The following is a 20,154-nucleotide window of genomic DNA, read 5'->3' as shown; positions in this document are numbered from 1 at the left end:
GTTTTCGCCAGCTTGGATCTGGAAAAACCAGGGCTCTACTACGATGAAGTGCTCTTCGTAAATGCCGCACTGGGTGAAGCGGTTCCGGGGCTCTTCGTGCACTCCCGGCTGTTCGATACTCCCGTCCAACTCATGCCCTACATCGGCGCGCTAAAAGCGTGGTTGTTTGCGCCTATTTTTGCAGTATTCGGCGTAACGCCATTAACCATCCGCCTCCCCTCTCTGATCATTGGCGCGGCCGGCCTATGGATCGGTTTCTTGACGGTTAGGCGCACGCTTGGTGCCCGTTGGGCACTGATCTTCACTGGACTGTGCGCTGCATCGCCTGGCTTCTTTCTGGTTACCCGACACGACTGGGGCCCAGACTCCCTGATGCTGCTTTTCAAAGCGATATCGCTGTACTGTTTGGTTCGCTGGATTCAATCTGGTCGTAAGAAGTGGCTAGCCGCGCTCACTCTCACGTTTGCGTTAGGCCTCTTCGACAAGCTAAACTTCATTTGGTACATCGCAGCTTTTGCTGCGGCTACGCCCCTTTGTTTTCCCTCAGCGTTTCGAATATTGCTCAACAAGCATGCGGGCAAGGCACTGGCGATTGCAGCAGTGTTTGGTGTCGCAGCCGCGATCTTCATTTTGCCACTTCTCGAATTGCCCGACCTAGCAACCATGCTCCCGCGGCTCAATCAGATTACAACACTGATTAATGCGACCTTTGATGGTAATTCAATACAAGCCCTGTTTCTGGAAGAAGAGGTTCCGTTGTATTATCGCTGGAGTTTCATCCTCCTTGCCTGTCTGGTCGCCGGCATGCTATTACTGGCCTGCAACATATGGCGCAGTTGGCAGCGAAGAAATCTATCAGTCAAAACCATAACGCAATACCCCCCTCTCGACTGGGCACTCAAACTGAGCTCTTTCAGCGCCATTGTCGGAACTATCATCTTTCTCGAAATCGTCATTACGCCTCAAGCTGGCGGGCCACACCACGCCATGATGATATTTCCCTACCCCCAACTAATTTTAGTCGCGGCCTGCGCATGTTGGGCCAACCTGCCAACAAAAATCAGCAAGCCCGTTCGCAATGCAGGTGTAGTACTGACAGCCTTTGCCATAGTCGTCGTCCTGCTGGCGGATGCCCAAGCCACTGTTTACTTCCAACGGCAAATTAGCCAAACCGAGAAATTTAAGGCAAAATGGAGCACAGCTATTTATGAGCTGGGCGATCTGGTAAACGAAAAAGAGGCGACGAATAGCTATAATAATATTGTGCTGGGTGACTGGGGGCTCGCGACCCAGCTGATCGGCATGGTCAGTGCGCCAAGTCGGCGTAAAATGCTAGACTACTGGCCTACGTTTAGCATGCGCATGGAAAAGAGTGCGGCCATCCGTGCAGAAGACGATCAGCGCATCTACGAAATGGCCCCCTTTATCGGCATCCTATTCGCCGAGGAGCACGCATCATTCAGCGCCACACGCAGTGGCTTCATCGACGCGTTGAACTCCATCGACGTCGACTACACGATCGACATCATCCACGATGGCGATGAGGCACTCTATGAAGTTTATACAGTTACACCTCGCAACCCAGACGCGCACTAACCATCCTTCAATAAACCGACAACCAGCTTAGGCCAAAGTGATGGCGGGATTTTCCAAGGCTTGCGTTGGTAAATTTTCCAAAACTCCGGTGCCCATTCTTCGGCTCCCCACTGCTTGGTTTGCTCCGACCACAGACCAATAAAACGCTGTAGGTTTGCGTCGTTATGTTTGTGCCTGCCGGGAGAAACACTCACATGGTGCTGGATCACGCTGCGATTGCATACCAAGTGGCGATAGCCAGCCAGCGTCAGCCGCACGCATAAATCTGCATCCTCGCAACCGTTGCGGTATCCTTCGTCGAACCCACCCACTTCATTGAACACACTGCGACGCACCATAATGCACGCTGCGCTCACACAACGCCATTGCGTGACGTCTTCTGCTGGTGCCCGGGAACAGCCCTTGCGCGCTTGCCGCGGCACGCCGTCGAGGTGGAAAAACATGCCCGCATGATCGATCAGCCCAGTGCGCACACCAAATTGCACATTACCAACAATTCCTACATCCTCTGCCGATTGCACTGCCTGCCACATCGGCTCAAACCACCCAGGCTTTAAGACGAGGTCGTTGTTCAGGAAAAGCAGCACATCACCAGTTGCTCGTTTGGCACCGGCATTACAGTTAACCGCAAAACCGCGGTTTATCTCGTTTTCAAACAGCTGAGCTTCGGGATGCGCGGCAACGTAGTTGCGCAGCATCTCCAGAGTTTCGGTATTGCTATTGTCGTCTACCAAAATCAGCTCATACGGCGCGGACACGGTGTCTAGCGTCGCGAGCATAGCCCCCGTTTCAACGGGGCACATGTAGGTGGGGACAATGATGGAAAGCTTCGGCACTGCTGCGAAAAAATTAGATAAACATGAATAGGTCGATGCGCGAGCCTTTCGTCAAGATGCTGCGGAGGCATGATTCAGCCCTTCCTTGAAACTACGCCAAGACAGCAACATAGCGAACAAGAGCACCCCCAGCGCAACCAACAAACCCGCGAAAAATCGCTTGGGCCGGTAGGCAAACTCGACGATTGAATCTCCTGGCGAAACCATAACCGCCTGAAAAATATCCCAAACTTCGATATCGCGAGGCAGGCCATCCACGCTCACAACCCAACCAGGATAGTCCGGCTGAGCGAACACCAAAAGGCCACTCACCTCTGCTTCCAAGGTAATGCGCACGCTGTTGACTCCCCAGTCCACTGACTCAACGGGGGCAGCAAGTTTCTCACCTTGCTCATTCAGCAGCCAGAGAACCGGCAATGCCCCCTCGCGTTCATACAGGTAAACATCGTCAAATTTCCGGACTTCCTTGAAGCCTTCCATGCGCTCATTGCTAACCAAATATCGCAAGCCCAACACATCGTAGTTTGCCGAATGTGGATCCCAATCGCGAGCGAAGTAATTAAAGATCGGACGCCCCATCGTCGCTCGATGCCCGCGCGTTCCCATCAGCTCGTAAACATTGCCGGAATTGGGTGGAATCAAGTCATTGGGAAAAGCCTGGTAACGGTAGCGGTTGCCGCTTGGGAGATTCGTCAGCAACTCCAATTCTTCGATCACCCCTTCCTTGGCGTAATACGTTGAGGGGTGCATGCCCTCAGCCAAAGGCATCGTGCGATTGTTTTCGAAAATGTATGATTCAAACAGCACGAGTGCAAACACGCCAGTTGCAATGACCAAGCGCCAACGTTTCAGCGTCTCCCGAACCAAGAGTAAGTGACAGCCCATTGCGGCGATCGTTGCCGCACCTAATGTAAACATGCACATTGCGCGTACCGGCTCACGCACTTGCCCCATCAGCGGCATCACATAACTAATCCAACCAACCACCGTGTAATGGCCGAGCGAAACCAGCACGGCGAATATCATCATGCCGGCACCAAACCAGAAAAGGCGGTTGCGACGCTGCAGGAGACAGAGCACCGCCAGGACCAAGCCAGTCTGAGTAAAAAACAAAGTGCCCTCGCCATGCCCGCCCTCTAAATTAAAGAAGAGACTACCGAGCTCCCACGGTTCAAGAATCTGAGAGTAGGCGTAAACTTCGAACGGAACAATGTGAGGCGGCTTAGTCATGACATCGCCGCCCAGCCAGCGAAACGCATCGCCCAAATATTGCATACTAAGCAGCATTTGCGGCAGCGAAAACAAGGCGGAGATCAACCCAGCCATCAACAACATGCCAATCGCTTTAAAGAAACTGATGCGATCCGACTGAATCCCCATTGCCAGCGTAATAATCCCCAGCGCATAAGCAGTATGAATGTATGGCTGCATGTGCCCGGCGATGATCATGAACCCGAGCAAAATTCCCGACCACCAGAGTAAATGATTCCGCCACACTGGCCCGCCTCGCCTCAATGCCGCTTGATAGACCGCCAGGACCAACGGCATGTAGGCCAGGCTTTCGTAAATGTTGGGTTGAGCTCCTGCCCGAATTGCCACCGAGCCGACAAAGGTAAAGATTGTTGCTCCAACCAAACAGGCAACGCCATGCAATTGATTCCCACGCAGGAAAAAATACATCCCAAAGCCTGCCAAAGCGAAATGAAAAAGTAGACGCAGATCAATGAGCCAAGGAGCAAGCGGATACTCAGCGAATGCCCAAAGCCAATTGATGGGATACATTGGCGCGGGTTGCATTTCTCCGGCATGGCTGCCACCCGAATTCATGGAAAAATCCCACAGGGCCACTGTCCCATTCTGAGCAGCCTTGGCATTGAGATTCGACCAAGCATAGCTCTGCGCAGTCGCATCCCAGTGATTCAAGAAGCTATGAGTTCCCTGTAGCGCAACGCGGTGAAAAACGAAAACCGTCAGTATCAGGAAAAGGATATAAACCCCAATAAACTTGAATAACTTAGCACTCATGGAAGCGTAACTGAATTTAAAAATTCCTTACGCCAGTTCAGTAAACTCGCGCAACACGGACTCCAACACCGTATCAACCGGAATTCGCTCCATGCACGCTGGCCGGACATCACAGTCACTGAGATAACAACCGAGGCAATCCATCTCCGGAGCAATTTTAGCACCACGCCCGTAGATCTCGATTTCAGGCAGACTCGTGGGGCCGAACAGGGCCACAATCCTCTTTTCTAATGCACAAGCCAAATGTAAACCCATCGTATCCCCGGTGACCAACACATCACAGAGACTGAGCAAAGCCCCAAATTGACGCAGCGAATTATCGCAGCCGGTATCCACCACTGCATCCGGAAAATCCGCCTTCAGGATGGTGTTTCGCTCTACCTCTTCAGGGCCGCCATAGAGTAAGATACGCGTATCCGGCTGCTCGCTCAAAGTACCTTTAACAAGCGCGCGGAATCCTTCAAGTGTCCACTTCTTCCAAACCCATCGGCTACCAGCGCCAGTATTCAACCCCAAAATCGGGGTTTTTCCGGGCACGAGATTATGCTGCTGGGCAAACTCACTGGCCAAGCGTTTTTCGTCCTCCGACAGCGTCCAGATGATCGGATTGGGAACGTGTGGCAGATCGCAAATATCCAACAACAGATCCTGATAGCTACGTTGGTTCGCCTTTTTCAGATCATCATCGAGCCCCATGTAGCGCCAGTGCTCGGCCGCCTCATTACCACAGAAGAACTCACCGGCTTCATCGATCCAGTAACCTACGCGTTCCTTACCATTAGCCAGTGAAGCCAGGCGACAGCTTGTTTCCGAAGCATCCGGGTTGATCACGACATCAAATCGTTTTGTCTGCAAAACCAACAGAGCCTCATGATTGAAAGGTAAAATCTCATCAACCAGGCTGTTATGCTTCAGCAGATCCGTGGCATTCGGCCGAGTCAGCCAGGTGACACGGGCTTGCGGATATTTCTCGCGCAATGGCCGTAGCAGACTGGTTGCTCTCAACACATCACCAATCGCATCCAGTTTGACGATTAATATCTCTTGCAGTATTTTATCATATTCCGAGCAATCGCCACAGCGTCGCCCACGCTGTTTATGCGGCTTGCAGGGCCGGTCAGTAAAGTAATGACGACAGTCGTTATGGATGATTGGCATTGGTGTAATCGAGAAAGTCTGAGCGAACGAGAGAGCGCGCATGCTCCCGTGAAAACCTATCCAAAATAAACTGGCGTGATTGGGCAACATATTGTTCCCAAGCATTTGGATCAGTGTAGAACTTCACTAGCGCGGCCGCCTGCTGCTTAGGGTCATCAAAAACTGCGGCGATGTCTTCGATCCCGGCCAGACCCTGTGCACCAACAGTTGTCGTAACCAGTGGGCACCGCTTGAACATGGCATCCAGTACTTTGCCTTTAACCCCGGCCCCCACTCGCAGAGGAGCCGCTGCCACCCTGGCATGGAGATACTGTTCGTGCAAATCCTCGTTGCTTAAGTTCTCAAAGAACTCAATCGAATCATCTTCCGATAAACGATCCTTGAGGTCCATAGGCATAAACGATCCACATACCCGCAAGTGAATCTCAGGCACTTGAGCACGAGCATGGGGGTATATTTCCTCCAGAAACCATATCAGCGCATCGCGGTTCGGACGATGGGCAAAGCCAGCAACAAAGAGAATGCCCGAAGTCTCGGCTCGGCTCGGCCGAGCAGGCTCCTGAGGATTCTCCTCAAACATGTAGATGGGAAATGGGCGAACGATCTTGGTCGGTTCCAATTCACTGACCAACTCACACTCTTCCTTAGCAGGATAGTAGATAACATCCACATCTTTCCAGACGCTGGTTTCCAACTCACGGTACTTTGCAGCCTCAGCTTTCATCGATGGCTCCATCTCCATTTCGAGGCGCTTAAAGTGCAAGTCATGACCGTAAAACAAAACACGACAATTAGTGAATGCCTTAATGTCATCTATGTGAGCTGTAGCGACGGTCGGGCGGGAAATCCAAACCGCATCCAAATCTGCGCCATGCTTCGCCAACCACCCATCAAGCGGGAAGCCCACCAGCTCAACGCCCATTTGCTGTAGAATGCCCGCATACGGTTCACGCTGCACATTATGGTCATCGGCAAAAAACTTAACCACAGCCCCCTCCTCCAAACAGAGTTTGATGTATTCAAACATCGTCCGGGAGCCCGCATCGCGATCCCATTCCGGGATATAATGATCCAGGATCAGAATCACCCTGCGACCGCCACTGCGCTCAGAAGCTCGTAAAACGTGCTGCCCATTCTCGAAATGGTTCTTGGTCAGCTCATCTTTCCAACGCTCAAGAAACAGCTGCTGATTCCGCACTTGATATTGCTTCAAGCCCGTTCCTGCGACATCGCGCCCATTGGAAACTCCTTCATAATGCACCACCTCAGATAGAGGCTGATAGTAAACTTTCTTGCCAGCCTGACGCACCCGGAACGCCAAATCCGCATCCTCGCAGTATGCCGGGCAGTAGTGGGTATCAAAACCGTTCAAGGCCTCAAACAACGCACGCGGAATAAGCATCGCTGCGCCGGAGCAATAGTCGGCTTCGCGGAAGTAATTAAATGCGGGATCTATCGGGTTGCTATCCCGCCCATAGTTCCAAGCCGATCCATCCTTCCATAAAATACCTCCGGCTTCCTGCAAAGAGCCATCTGGAAAAACTAATTTCGAGCCAACAACACCAGCGTCGGGTTTTTTCTGAAATACCTCAAGCAAAGGCTCCAGCCAGTCATCAGTGACCTCGGTATCATTGTTCAAGAAGAACAGAAACTTCCCCTTCGCCTGCGCGGCCGCTTGATTGCAATTATTAATAAAGCCCGCTTCGGTGGTATTAATAAAAACTTTTAAGCCTTCAATGCCACGTAGCACGTTCGTGTTTGCTTCTTCCGAATTATCATCGCCAATGATGACTTCACAACGGCTCAAATCGGTTTGCTTCCAAATAGACTCCAAACACTTGATCGTGTAGTTCAGCTGATTGAAAACAGGAATGATGATGCTGACCTCAGGCGCAGCCACTTGAGGAAACTTCAAATCCGGCTTGGGCTGCATGCGCGTGGGCAGGATAATCGGCTTACGTACGAATGAGGACTGCTTCGTGATCGCGGACTTTGAATTACTTAACAGGACAAAGGCAACCGTCTCCTCAGTCTTTTGGCCATCTCTGGAAATTGCGACAAAGCGCAGTATCTTTACACCAAAGCCAATACGAAACACCCCATCAAACTTAGTTACCCCTGAGGTACCGGCTCGGGTACGCAGGTAATGCTGAGTATTACCAACCCGCACAACCATTCGGGATGGCTTTTCAACATTTTCCTCGAAAGCACCTTTCACGCTCACGCTTCGGCGATCCGCGCTAAACGTAAAGGCGTATTTTCGCCCCTTCAAATACTGTCTAACTAATCCCATTATTCATCATATCAACAGACTGGCGAACGAAACGAGCCCGAATACTAACCAACACAGATTCACCATTTATATTTTTTTAAGGTCTCATCAACTGGCTACAAGGCGCGCTATAGCTTCAGCAATTTCTGGATCCAATTTTTGTTTTCACCATGTGCTTTAATCATGTCAAACAGTCGATCAGATGCCTTGTCAATTTGCCCGGAAAGAGGACGTTCAAGATCCGGACCCAACTTCTTCAAAATAATTTCTGCCTGCCGATTAGTGGCAATGTAATTCATCAGTTCGGTTCGACGCATCGAGAGGAAATATAGCAGCTCTGAGGGTAGCCCATTATCGGCGAACTCCTGCAATTGAGCGTTAGCCACTCCCTTCGGCATGAGCACGCCCAACCCGTGGCTATCAGGCAGTTCAAAATGTGGAAATTCGGGGGCAATTTCGCTCCAATATCGATGAACACCGAATGCATTCTGCGTCACGGTGGTATCATGAAACAGCATGACGCCATTTGGTGCCAACTTTGGCAGCCAACTCTCGTAATCTGCCTTAACGTTGTCGTAACTGTGGCAGCCATCAATGTGCACCAGGTTGATCGACTCATCATCATAGTCAGCCAACTTATCCTGAAAATATCCCTTCTTTAAAATCAGGCGTCCATTGAAATTAAGTCGGCTAAATTCCAGAAAATCTTCGTAAATATGCCCGCCGTAGAACGTGGCCTGAGAATCACCTTCCCAGGAATCGATTGCATGCGTCTGCCCTTCGATATCCAAATAAGTTTGGGCGTGGGCAAAGGCGCTAGCGGAATTGCCTGAGTGAGCGCCAAGCTCGACGATAAGACGCGGCCGAATCAACTTAACCAAATAGTGAGCAAAAGCAATGTGCCCTACCCACGAGTCCGGATCGACGACACGGGCTGGCTGCAAAAATAAAATTGGGTCCAAATTCATTGCGCTAAGCGACTAAGATACTGTCCGTAAGATGTCTTTGATAAAGCATTTGCCCGCTCTCCCAGCAGATCTTTCGAGATCCAGCCACTGCGGAAAGCAATCTCTTCCAAACAGGCGATCTGCAAACCCTGACGGGCTTGAATCACCTTAACAAATTGAGCGGCTTCCAAGAGAGCGTCGGGGTTGCCCGTATCGAGCCACGCAACGCCGCGGCCCATCAGCTCCACCTTCAGCTCGCCCAAGGTTTGGTAGCGGCTAATCAAATCCGTTATTTCGAGCTCACCGCGCCTGGATGGCTCTTGCTCACGGGCGAACGCCGACGCGCGACCATCAAAGAAGTAGATGCCCGGTATCGCGTAGTTGCTCTTCGGCTCCACCGGTTTTTCTTCGATCGAAACCACGTTGCCGTCCGCATCGAATTCTACGACGCCGTATTCCTCGGGGTTACTGACTTCGTAGCCAAAGACCGTGCCTCCGGACTCTTGCGCAAACGCGCGCCGCAAGTTCTGTGGCAAGCTATGACCGTAGAATAAATTATCGCCGAGGATTAACGCGGAAGGCCCCCCTTCGAGGAATTCTTCCGCAATAATAAATGCTTCCGCCAAGCCACGAGGCGCATCCTGAATCGCATACTGAAGCTCGATGCCAAATTGCGAACCATCACCGAGCAGCTTCTGAAACGCGGCTTGATCCTGCGGTGTCGTGATGATCAGAACTTCCCGGATCCCCGCCAGCATCAGCACTGACAGCGGATAGTAAATCATCGGCTTGTCGTAAACCGGCATGAGCTGCTTGCTCACTGAAATCGTTAGCGGGTAGAGCCGGGTGCCGCTGCCGCCGGCTAGAATGATTCCTTTTCGCTTCATGCTTAAATGGTTTCCAAGCCCAGACGCTGGCGCTGGTAGTTGCCACTGGAAATCGCATCGCACCAGTTACGGTTGTTGAGATACCAGTCCATCGTGGAGAGAATGCCTTGCTCGAAATCTACCTCCGCACGCCACCCGAGCTCTTTTTCCGCCTTGGCGCATTCAATCGCGTAACGCAGATCATGTCCGGGCCGGTCTTTCACGAACGTGATTTGCTCGCGGTAGGATTTGCCATCGGCTCGGGGACGCAGTTGGTCGAGGCTATCACAAATGGTGTGCACGAGCTCTAGATTGCGCTTTTCGCTGCGCCCGCCAAACAAGTAGCTTTCGCCCGGCTTACCCTTTTGGGCCGCCGCAATGATGCCGCGCGCGTGGTCATCGACGTAAAGCCAATCGCGGATGTTCGCACCATCCCCATAAACCGGCAGTGGTTTGCCCTCGAGCGCATTGAGCAGCATGAGTGGGATCAGCTTCTCGGGGAACTGCCGCGGGCCGTAATTGTTTGAGCAATTTGTAATAATCGCCGGTAGCTTAAACGTCTCGATGAATGCGCGAACAAACATATCCGACGCGGCCTTGGAAGCGGCGTACGGGCTATTCGGAGCGTAAGGCGTCGTTTCGCAGAATTTAGGCGACTCCCAATCCAGCGTGCCAAACACTTCGTCCGTCGAAATATGCACAAAGCGAAAGCCATTAGCCACAGCATCTGGATTCGCGCGCAGATGGTTCCGCACCGCTTCCAGCAATGCCACCGTGCCGCGCACATTGGCATCGACAAACGGCAAGGCCGAATCGATCGAGCGGTCCACGTGAGACTCCGCCGCCAGATTCAAAACCCAGTCAAAGGACTCCTTGGCCAACAGATCAGCGACCAGCACCGAATCACCAATATCGCCTTGGACGAATGAATAGTTTGCGTCAGCGGGCAAGCCTTCCAGATTCTGGGGGTTGCCTGCGTAAGTCAGCGCGTCGAGGTTGACAACGCGGACGCCCGGAAAGGCCTGAAACAGCTGATAGATCAGCGCCGAGCCGATAAAACCGCAACCACCAGTAACCAGGATTGCCGCCGGGGTTCGGCCGTTGGAAAGATTATCACTCATACTAGACATTCGGTGCTCCAATTCTCCAAACAATCGCGGACGGCTTCGCGCACCGGTCGCAATTCGATGCCGACCGAAGTCAGCTTACCGGAGTCCATGACACAATTGGAACGAGGGGTTTTCGCCGCCTTCTGCATGAAGTCGGATTCGTTGGCAAAAAATTGATAGTCACGATCTTGTAGTCCGGAGTCTTCACGAGAGCGGGCTACTTCAAGGATCATCTCAACGACCTCGCGCGTGGTGACCGAGCCAGGGTTCGTCACGTTGTAAACGCCGTAGGGAACACGTTTTTCCCAACAGGCAAAACAACCAGCAACGAAATCACCCAGGTGCGAAATCGAATTCTCGGCTTCCAGCAAACAGGCGTAGCGTTGAAGCTTGGTCAGGTAGTTGCGCGGGCTATCAACGTTGCTGAACGGAATTCGCAAGCGCCAGATATACACCGGCTCGTTCGACTCAAATGCCCAAAACGGCTTGCCCGACTCATCGACGGTTTCCACACAACCCAAGGCCTCCTCACCCAAGGCCTTCGTACCGCTGTAAAAGCTGCAAGGCCCATCGCGGAATGAAAAATTCGGCACGTCGCTTTCCTTGAAGCCTTCCCCATCCGCATTCCGGCCAGAGTAGATGCAACCGCTGGAAACATGCCCCCAAGGCAATCCAGACTCCGCACATTCCTTGGCGATGAGACCCGGCAAAACGGCATTGCCCAAGAGCGTGTCCGCCTTCGCCAGCTCACAAGCATCGACATTCGGCTTGCCCGTAAAACCGGCACAGTTGATGAGGAACTCCGGCTTCTTCTGCTTGATCAACTTGGCTAACTCACCGGGGATGTAGTAGTTACAATCCGCCCGGGACACCGCCTCAAAATCAATTCCCTTGACGCGCAGAAAATGGGAAAAAGCAGTCCCGACGTAGCCTGTGGCTCCCAGCAGTAATACCATAGATAGTAGATAGGGGGGTTATTCTTAGAAAAAACTCAAACTTCTACATCTACTCAGAGCATGGCAACGCTCAAATTAGCAGGCCAATCTTCACTGCACGCCCCACTTTAGGTGAGGAGCACAGAAACCTGCGCGACGCTCTGTCCAGTAGGGAGAATCCGAAAGCCCGCCAGCCACCTCGAACTTTATCGATGCCGGGCAGGTGCCAATTTCGGTAATATTCGGTCCTTGGTGCACCCGGGCGGCGAATTCCAGACGGTGCGTACGCTCATTGAGCAAATGCGGCGGAATTTCACACACCACCGTCTGTAATCCCGGTTGCATGCGCGACGGCAACTCCGGATCCACATCTGTGCAAAAAGAAACCGCAATCAGCGAATTTTCATCGTTGAAAATCGCAATGCCGAGCATGAGCCGCGGGTCAGTTTTCTTCAAGTCGATCTCGAACTGGACGCGAATCGGTCGATTATTCGCAAAGCGCGTCGCCGCGCCCTCCATCCCCATGTAGAGCAGGTCGAAGAACTCGTTTTCGACTTGGCCGCCAGGGTTACGCCACTCGGCTTTCACCAGGGTTTGGTCGATTGTGGACTCCAGGTAGTTGTGCACGACCATTTGCACATCCTCGCTGTCTGCCGTCATTTCACCACCTTCCAGCAAGATTGCCCGATTACACAGTGCCTCCACAAAACCCATGGAGTGGGTGACGAAAATGATCGTGCGGTTCGCGGTGTTCGCGACTTCGTTCATCTTACCGATGCACTTTTTCTGGAAACGCGCATCCCCAACAGCCAGCACCTCGTCGATGATCATGATCTCTGGATCCAAGTGCGCTGCCACCGAAAAGGCCAAGCGCACCTGCATGCCCGAGGAGTAGCGCTTAACCGGCGTATCCAAAAAGCGCTCCACGCCTGAGAACTCGACAATCTCGTCATATTTCTCTTGAATTTGGTAGCGTTTCAGCCCGAAAACTGAGCCATTGAGGAAAATATTTTCGCGCCCGGTAAGCTCCGGGTGAAAGCCCGTGCCCACCTCAAGCAAGCTGGCAATCTTGCCCTCCATACTAAATCTGCCGGTGGTTGGCGTGATGATCCGGCTAAGCAATTTAAGGAAGGTCGATTTGCCAGCGCCATTGCGCCCGATCAGCCCCAATCGCTCGCCACGTTTAATTTCCAAGGAAACATTTTTCAGGGCCCAAAATTCTTCGGTCGTCGTGTGCGAGCCCATTGGCTCTTTACCCACAATCTTGCGCAACGGATTCAGCACCATCCGCGCAAGCTCTTCATTAATACGACTATACGCAGCGGCATTGAGGCCGGTGCCCTGGTGCTGCAAGCGATAACACTTACCTAAATTCTCAATGGAGACGACCGTGTCACTCATGGGGCTTAAATAACATCGTTGAGCCACTGCTCGGAGCGACGGAAATAGCGTTCACCCGTGTACCACAACAACAGGATGCACGCGAAGGTTACGTAGAGGCTGGGTAAGAAAAAGTCGTAATTGGGGAGCACCGCCCAACGACAGCACTCCACCACGCCGGTCAGCGGATTCAGAGAAAGTAAGATCTGGATAATCTCTTCCTTGTTCGCCAACTGATAGCCTACCGGCGTCACCAGCAAACCAATTTTGAGCACAAACGGCAGCAGGATTTTGAAGTCGCGGTATTTCACATACAAGCACGACACAAAAAAGCTAATCCCCAATGCAATCGCGATGCCCATCATCGAAATCGGCACGACTAGGAGGAATTTCCAGGTGAACTGGTAGCCGTAGATCAGCATCAAAATCGCCAAAATCACGTAATTAATAACAAGATCAACAAGATTCACCGCCACCGAACTCGTCGGCAAAATGATCCGAGGAAAGTAAATTTTCGACAGAATCGAGGCATTATTCATGAGCGAATTAGATGCAGAGTTCAGGCTGAGGCCAAACATCTGCCAAGGAAGCATACCCGCAAAAACGACTACGGGCGTACTGTCCTTCATTTTCGCGATCACCCCGAAAATCAGCACCAACACAATCATGCTGAGCAAAGGATCCAACACTGCCCATACGACTCCGATGAAAGTTTGCTTATAGCGAACTAGCAAATCGCGCCAAGCCAGAGACAAAAAAAGCTCCCGAAACTTCCATACTTCTGCCCAATCGATCGAGCCAATGGTATTGGCTTCGACGACTACAGAGTCCGATTGCTTGAATCGATGGAGCAACTTCATAAAAAACCCAATAGCCATCTGGATTTCGAATGGAGTGTCAAGTCTCCGTTCCGGACTGCATCAGTGACGACTCAGGAACTCACGATGCTGCTGTAATTTTTCCCATTGATCGTAATCGCTAGTGGAACACATACCCTCCAATTCCTGAACCAAATAACGAGCTTCCTCAAGTCGACCTTGCACAATGAAATAAGGAATGACCACCTGCACATAGAAGCGACAATGATCTAACGGATGCGGCTCAGTGCTGAGCAGTTTGTTCATCAGATAATCCACATTCTGCCAATCACGACGCTGCAAAGCCAGCTCGGCCAAGCGCTCTGTGATCGACCATGTCGTGCGTCCATTCATCTGCTCGTAGCTTTCCAAAACTCCTTGTGCGGCAAGGTTCTCACCGTCCAAACGATACGCGTATGCAGAATATAGGTATCCAGGCATGGCCCATGGAGCGATATCCCGCGCGCGGAATAGCAATCCCTGAGCCTCATCGTATTTACCTTCAGCTATGGCGCGTTCAGCCTGCAGTGAAAGTCCGTGGTAATTATCCGGGTAATTCTCAACAGTGAAGTCAATTAACGCCAACTGGTTGCGCCATGCCAAGACTCGCTCGCGGCTATTCCAAGCCAGGCACATGAGTAGAAGTCCCAATACCAGCAAAAGCCCGCCCTTCAATTTGCTATGAGTCAATTTCCCAAGCTCTTTAAACAGAGCGACATAAGCGATCACTAACCCAATTCCGGGAATCAACAAATAGTAATTACAGATCGGGCCATTCCCCAACCCCAGGAAATTCGCCAAGGTCGTCATTCCCCCAAGAAAGATCAATAAACCAGCCGCCAAAAAGCGGAAACGCGTGTTTAGCAAACGCAACAGTACTCCTGAAACAAGCAGTAGGATAATCCAACTGATCACCCCTAGTATCAGCTTACCGCGCGGGTCATCGTCCAAAAACACTCCACCACGCCCCCAGGGTTCCACCCATAAGAGAAAATGGGTCAGGGCATAATATGGTGCCCGCAAAATTAGCTCGATCCTCGTTACGCCATGCGGCAAGGATGGGCTTACGAAATCCATTTTGGCGGCATCCATCCGAATAAGCAGATAAGCAGCCACTACAAAGAGTCCACCGCCCCACAACTGAATTCCGGCTCGGGAAACGAGGTATCGCCCCCCATACTTTGCCCAAATGATCACCACGACCATTCCCAAGGCAGGCAGTGCTGCCTCATATGCAACCATGCTAAGCATCAGCGAAAGTAAAACGCCGGCAAAGACGAGTCTGGCTGGTCGCTTTGAATCTAAATCAATCGTGCTTCTGGCATATACTAGGCTCAAAATCAGTGTTACACAGATGAACGACAGCGAGATTTGGTTATTACAAGCACTCAGAAACTGAACACTAGAAACCATCGTCGGATTGTAGGCAAAGAGTGCGGTGCCCACCAATGACCAATTCCGATTATCGAAAATATAAAACAACAGTAGTCCTACCAGATAGGTATTTAACACGAAAATGCTCAAGCATGCTGCTGAAGTCCACTTAGTACCTGACTCCTCGCTGTAGGTGAGATAAAAAACAAAATTTTTAAACGGTCGGAACCAGTTATTACTATCTGGCTTAAAGCAATCCCAGACAGAATCTAGTCCCTGTATATATCTAATTTGAACAGGATCATCAAGCAACGGATCGTGGCCTAACATTGGGAAGTAAATCGCAAAGACAGGCAAAACAACTAACGCGGAGATCAATGCACAGAGCGTATATACTGACCGCTTCTGGTGCTCGTTCATTTCAGGACTCTCCAAGTCAAGGTGCTACTTACAGCGTAGTTCCAGACCGCACCAATTCCTGCGCCGACCAGACCAGACAACCACCAGACGACATTGTGATCAAACATCGTTGTAGCAACAGCGAGATTCGTGACAGCGCCTACACTACAGATAAGCATAAATTTAACTAAGGCAGGAAATAAAGCCGAACCCTTCAGCTTTTTATCGTGGTAAGTGAACTTATTATTCACTCCAAAATTGAGAATCATTGCCATACCTGAAGCTAACAATTGTCCATAAACAAAAGGCCAATCAAGAGTTAGTAGCGTAATACCCAGCACACACAAGTGCATGACTGCCCCCAAACATCCGCTTAAAATAAACATGATGAAGCGGGCTGGAATGATCTCTCCAATCGCCTTATCGAGCAGCATAAGCACGTATTCCGCCGCTACATTGGTGTCAAGTTTACTGTCGCCGGCCATACGTTCGCGAAAATTATAGGGAATCTCTTTGAATCGCAGCGGTTCAGAGTTGGAGGTGATTAAATCGAGTAAAATTTTGTAGCCTTTACCGGACACATTTCGGACTGATTTTTCTAAGTACTGTCGATTCATGACAAAATAGCCGCTCATCGGATCGGTCACGGACTCTTTCATGACCAGCGAACTGAGTCGTGTGGCAAATCGACTGGCCCAAACACGCCCGGCATTGGCGAGACCATCGGCGCTACCATCACCAACATAACGACTGCCTATGACCAAATCCAGCGATTCACTCCGCAAAGTCCTTAGCATTTGAGGCAAAATACGCTCATCATGCTGGCCATCGGCATCGATCAGTCCGATGTATTCCGCGGTGCTCGCCATGAAACCTTCAATGCTTGCTGAGGATAATCCACGCCGGCCAATTCGGCGAATCAAGCGAACACGTGGCTCATTTTCTGCCAATTTCGCGACCAAATCTGCCGTATTGTCAGGTGAATCGTCATCCACATAGATAATTTCCCAGTTCCAATCTGCTAAAGCGACGCTGATTTTATCATACATCGCGCGCACATTGTCCGCCTCATTAAAGGTTGGAATAACGATTGTGACATCGGGTGACTTCATGAATATACTGTGCCAAGATGTTGCGAACTAAAAGGTTAGGCAATCTTTAGCTTATGAAAATCAGCAGAGATAATCAGCGGAGCAGTAAACAAACTAACGAATTATTTAAAACGTAAATCAAAGGCAAATAGACATACCTGAAAGGCAAAAGAATTATAAAAAATTCACAACTCGTATGTACTTGAAGCTGTTTGAATCCTACAACGGCGTTTAGTTGACCCACTCAATGCTCCCGCCGCTTGGAATTTGGGCAAAAAAAGACCCGCTTCTCCTATTCGGAAAAGCGGGTCATAACCTGGCAATAACCTACTCTCACACCACATCGGGGCGGCACTACCATCGGCGGTTGAGGGCTTAACGAGCGTGTTCGGGATGGGAACGTGTGTTTCACCTCACCTGTGGTCACCAGTTCTGGGAGTCTACCGCGAGCCATGTTGAATTCCTCGGAATTCGGCTAGGTATTTCCTAGTGTAGTATAGGTGACCAGCATGATTGCTTGGTTTTACTACTTATAAAAGTGAAGTCTGATATATGGGACCCGGGCCAAAGCCCGATCCAGCATTTTGAGTTGTTGTAAAGATTGGTAAGTCGATAGACTAAACCAATTGGATCATTAGTATCGGTTAGCTCAATGCATTACTGCACTTACACACCCGACCTATCAACCTGGTAGTCTACCAGGATCCTTAGGGAGATCTTATCTTGGGAATCGCTTGGCGCTTAGATGCTTTCAGCGCTTATCGGTTCCGTGCTTAGCTACCCGGCGCTACTGCTGACGCAATAACCGGAACACCAGAGGCACGTCATTCACGGTCCTCTCGTACTGATGAATGAACCCCTCAAATCTCCAACGCCCACAGCGGATAGAGGACCGAACTGTCTCACGACGTTCTGAACCCAGCTCGCGTACCACTTTAATAGGCGAACAGCCTAACCCTTGGGACCTTCTCCAGCCCCAGGATGTGATGAGCCGACATCGAGGTGCCAAACTCCACCGTCGCTGTGAACGCTTGGGTGGAATCAGCCTGTTATCCCTAGAGTACCTTTTATCCTTTAAGCGACGGCCGTCCCACACTGGACCGCCGGATCACTTGGACCTGCTTTCGCAACTGCTCGACTTGTAGGTCTCACAGTAAAGCCTACTTATACCCATGTGCTCTATGGGCGATTGCCAACCGCCCTGAGTAGACCTTCGTAATCCTCCGTTACACTTTAGGAGGAGACCGCCCCAGTCAAACTGACCCGCAAGCACTGTTCCCCGCCCGGCTAACGGGATCGGGGTTAGATATCTAACAAACGAAGAGCGGTATTTCACCATTGGCTCCACCACACCCTGGAGTGCGGCTTCAAAGCCTCCCGCCTATCCTACGCATCGAAAATCAAATACCAATACCTGCTTACAGTTAAGGTTCATAGGGTCTTTCCGTCCTGCTGCGGGTACGCTGCATCTTCACAGCGACTACAATTTCACTGGGCACCTCCTTGAGACAGCGTGCAACTCATTTCACGATTCGTGCAGGTCGGAACTTACCCGACAAGGAATTTCGCTACCTTAGGACCGTTATAGTTACGGCCGACATTCACGGGGGCTTAGACTCGAAGCGTTAACAACAAGTGTTCACCTTTCCGCATTGGTCACGTGTCACTCCCTATACGTCCACTTGCGTGTTGGCAGAGAGCTGTGTTTTTGCTAAACAGTTGGTTGCACCTCTTCACTGCGGCCCGCCGAAGCGGGCACCCCTTATACCGAAGATACGGGGCCAATTTGCCGAGTTCCTTAAGGAGGGTTAACCCACGCGCCTGAGAATACTCATCCCGGATACCTGTGTCGGTTTGCGGTACGGCCTAAATGTAGAAGCTTTTCTTGGAACCGGTCCAACCCCTGCGTATCAAGCCGTAGCTATCAACTCCCAATTCAATAAGATAGGGGGTCTTTCCAATCCGTCCTTTCTACTCGGTGCAGGAATATTAACCTGCTTTCCATCCACTACTCCTTACGGCCTCGTGTTAGGAGCCGACTAACCCTGGGGCGACGAACGTTGCCCAGGAAACCTTATCCTTACGGCGACACGGATTCTAACCGTGTTTATCGTTACTCATGTCTGGATTCTCACTTCTAACCGCTCCACCATCCATTACCAGATGACTTCGATGCTGTTAGAACGCTCGCCTACTGATCATATTGATCCCGCGATTTCGGCAAGTAGCTTAGTCCCGATCATCTTCGGCGCAAATCCTCTCGATAGGTCAGCTATTACGCACTGTTTAAATGGTGGCTGCCTCTAAGCCAACATCCCTATTGTCTGTGAAGATTCACATCCTTCCATCCACTTAGCTACTATTTAGGGGCCTTAATCGGCGGTCTGGGCTGTTTCCCTCTCGACTACGGAGCTTATCCCCCGCAGTCTGACTGCCTCGTTACACCTCTTGGTATTCGGAGTTTGATAAGGGTTGGTACCCCGGTATGGGGCCCTAGCCTTTTCAGTGCTCTACCCCCAAGAGTCAGCACGAGACGCTATACCTAAATATATTTCGGCGAGAACCAGCTATCACGGGGCTTGATTAGCCTTTCACTCCGACCCTCAGCTCATCACCACACTTCTCAAGGTGTGTGTGTTCGGTCCTCCACTTTGTGTTACCAAAGCTTCAACCTGGCCAAGGGTAGATCGCCTCCGCTTCGGGTATCATGCCCGCAACTCATCGCCCTATTCAGACTCGGTTTCCCTGCGCCTACGTCACGTAATGACTTAAGCTTGCTACGAACATGAACTCCCAGACCCATTATGCAAGAGGTACGCCGTCACTCTACAAGAGAGCTCCGACCGCTTGTCAGCAATAAGTTTCAGGTACTCTTTCACTCCCCTAACAGGGGTGCTTTTCACCTTTCCCTCACGGTACTGGTTCACTATCGGTCGATACCTAGTATTTAGGCTTATGCAGTGGTCTGCACACATTCACACCGGGTTTCACGTGTCCGGTGCTACTCAGGAATTCCCTAGGTCTAACGCAGTTTTCGCATACGGGATTGTCACCCTCTATGATGCAGCTTTCCAGAAGCTTCTGCTAACATTGTTAGTACCACGACGGGCTCCATACCCCCAGAGGATAAATCCTCCAGGTTTGGCCTGTTCCGCTTTCGCTCGCCACTACTTACGGAATCGAATTCTCTTTCTTTTCCTCCGCTTACTGAGATGTTTCACTTCGGCGGGTATCGCTTCATACACCTATGTGTTCAGTGTATGATAACAGTCGAAACTGCTGGGTTGCCCCATTCGGAAATCTCCGGGT

At 51.1% G+C, this 20,154-nt stretch carries 13 protein-coding genes and 2 rRNA genes (1 of these 15 cut by a window edge); 1 reads left to right on the top strand and 14 read right to left on the bottom strand.

From position 1 onward, the window contains the following. Positions 1–12: 12 nt before the first annotated feature. Positions 13–1,596 carry a glycosyltransferase family 39 protein gene (locus RBB62_RS01235; protein ID WP_309396212.1) on the top strand — a complete coding sequence of 528 codons (1,584 nt, stop codon included), beginning with the start codon at positions 13–15 and terminating at the stop codon, positions 1,594–1,596. Here RBB62_RS01235 and RBB62_RS01230 read toward each other — a convergent pair. From RBB62_RS01230 to RBB62_RS01165, 14 genes are all read right to left on the bottom strand, one after another. Further along, on the bottom strand, positions 1,593–2,432 hold the full coding sequence (locus tag RBB62_RS01230; protein ID WP_309396210.1) for a glycosyltransferase family 2 protein: 840 nt from the start codon (positions 2,430–2,432) through the stop codon (positions 1,593–1,595). The genes RBB62_RS01235 and RBB62_RS01230 overlap by 4 nt on opposite strands. Before the next feature lie 51 nt (positions 2,433–2,483). Beyond that, positions 2,484–4,457: a hypothetical protein gene (locus tag RBB62_RS01225; protein ID WP_309396208.1), complete on the bottom strand. Its 1,974-nt coding sequence runs from the start codon at positions 4,455–4,457 to the stop codon at positions 2,484–2,486. 27 nt (positions 4,458–4,484) lie between these two features. After that, complete coding sequence (locus tag RBB62_RS01220) at positions 4,485–5,615, bottom strand: glycosyltransferase family 9 protein (RefSeq protein WP_309396206.1); 1,131 nt, start codon at positions 5,613–5,615, stop codon at positions 4,485–4,487. Beyond that, on the bottom strand, positions 5,599–7,833 hold the full coding sequence (locus RBB62_RS01215) for a glycosyltransferase (RefSeq protein WP_309396204.1): 2,235 nt from the start codon (positions 7,831–7,833) through the stop codon (positions 5,599–5,601). The genes RBB62_RS01220 and RBB62_RS01215 overlap by 17 nt, the downstream gene beginning before the upstream one ends. Positions 7,834–8,015: 182 nt before the next feature. Continuing rightward, the gene (locus RBB62_RS01210; protein ID WP_309396202.1) at positions 8,016–8,855 is read right to left on the bottom strand and encodes a class I SAM-dependent methyltransferase; all 840 of its coding nucleotides are present in this window, start codon (positions 8,853–8,855) and stop codon (positions 8,016–8,018) included. Next, complete coding sequence (rfbA, locus tag RBB62_RS01205; protein WP_309396200.1) at positions 8,852–9,721, bottom strand: glucose-1-phosphate thymidylyltransferase RfbA; 870 nt, start codon at positions 9,719–9,721, stop codon at positions 8,852–8,854. The genes RBB62_RS01210 and rfbA overlap by 4 nt, the downstream gene beginning before the upstream one ends. A 2-nt stretch (positions 9,722–9,723) precedes the next feature. Beyond that, on the bottom strand, positions 9,724–10,821 hold the full coding sequence (gene rfbB / locus RBB62_RS01200; RefSeq protein WP_309396198.1) for a dTDP-glucose 4,6-dehydratase: 1,098 nt from the start codon (positions 10,819–10,821) through the stop codon (positions 9,724–9,726). Further along, a complete protein-coding gene (locus RBB62_RS01195; RefSeq protein WP_309396196.1) occupies positions 10,818–11,765 on the bottom strand; it encodes an SDR family oxidoreductase in 948 nt (315 codons plus the stop codon). Before RBB62_RS01195 ends, rfbB begins: the two co-directional genes overlap by 4 nt. Before the next feature lie 90 nt (positions 11,766–11,855). Further along, a complete protein-coding gene (locus tag RBB62_RS01190) occupies positions 11,856–13,145 on the bottom strand; it encodes an ABC transporter ATP-binding protein (protein ID WP_309396194.1) in 1,290 nt (429 codons plus the stop codon). Positions 13,146–13,150: 5 nt separating this feature from the next. After that, on the bottom strand, positions 13,151–13,984 hold the full coding sequence (locus RBB62_RS01185; protein WP_309396192.1) for an ABC transporter permease: 834 nt from the start codon (positions 13,982–13,984) through the stop codon (positions 13,151–13,153). A 60-nt stretch (positions 13,985–14,044) separates the two neighbouring features. After that, the gene (locus tag RBB62_RS01180) at positions 14,045–15,775 is read right to left on the bottom strand and encodes a tetratricopeptide repeat protein (RefSeq protein WP_309396190.1); all 1,731 of its coding nucleotides are present in this window, start codon (positions 15,773–15,775) and stop codon (positions 14,045–14,047) included. Beyond that, positions 15,772–16,866, bottom strand: coding sequence for a glycosyltransferase (locus tag RBB62_RS01175; protein WP_309396188.1), 1,095 nt, complete (start codon positions 16,864–16,866; stop codon positions 15,772–15,774). Before RBB62_RS01175 ends, RBB62_RS01180 begins: the two co-directional genes overlap by 4 nt. A gap of 293 nt (positions 16,867–17,159) precedes the next feature. Continuing rightward, positions 17,160–17,276: ribosomal RNA gene (gene rrf, locus RBB62_RS01170) — 5S ribosomal RNA — on the bottom strand. Positions 17,277–17,458: 182 nt separating this feature from the next. After that, positions 17,459–20,154: ribosomal RNA gene (locus RBB62_RS01165) — 23S ribosomal RNA — on the bottom strand (it continues 101 nt past the right edge of the window).

Origin of the sequence: Cerasicoccus maritimus, assembly GCA_031296935.1 — a bacterium.
Taxonomy (GTDB): Bacteria; Verrucomicrobiota; Verrucomicrobiia; order Opitutales; family Cerasicoccaceae; genus Cerasicoccus; species Cerasicoccus maritimus.
The sequence above is the reverse complement of the archived record's forward strand: the minus strand, read 5'-3'. Positions and strand labels throughout refer to the sequence as shown.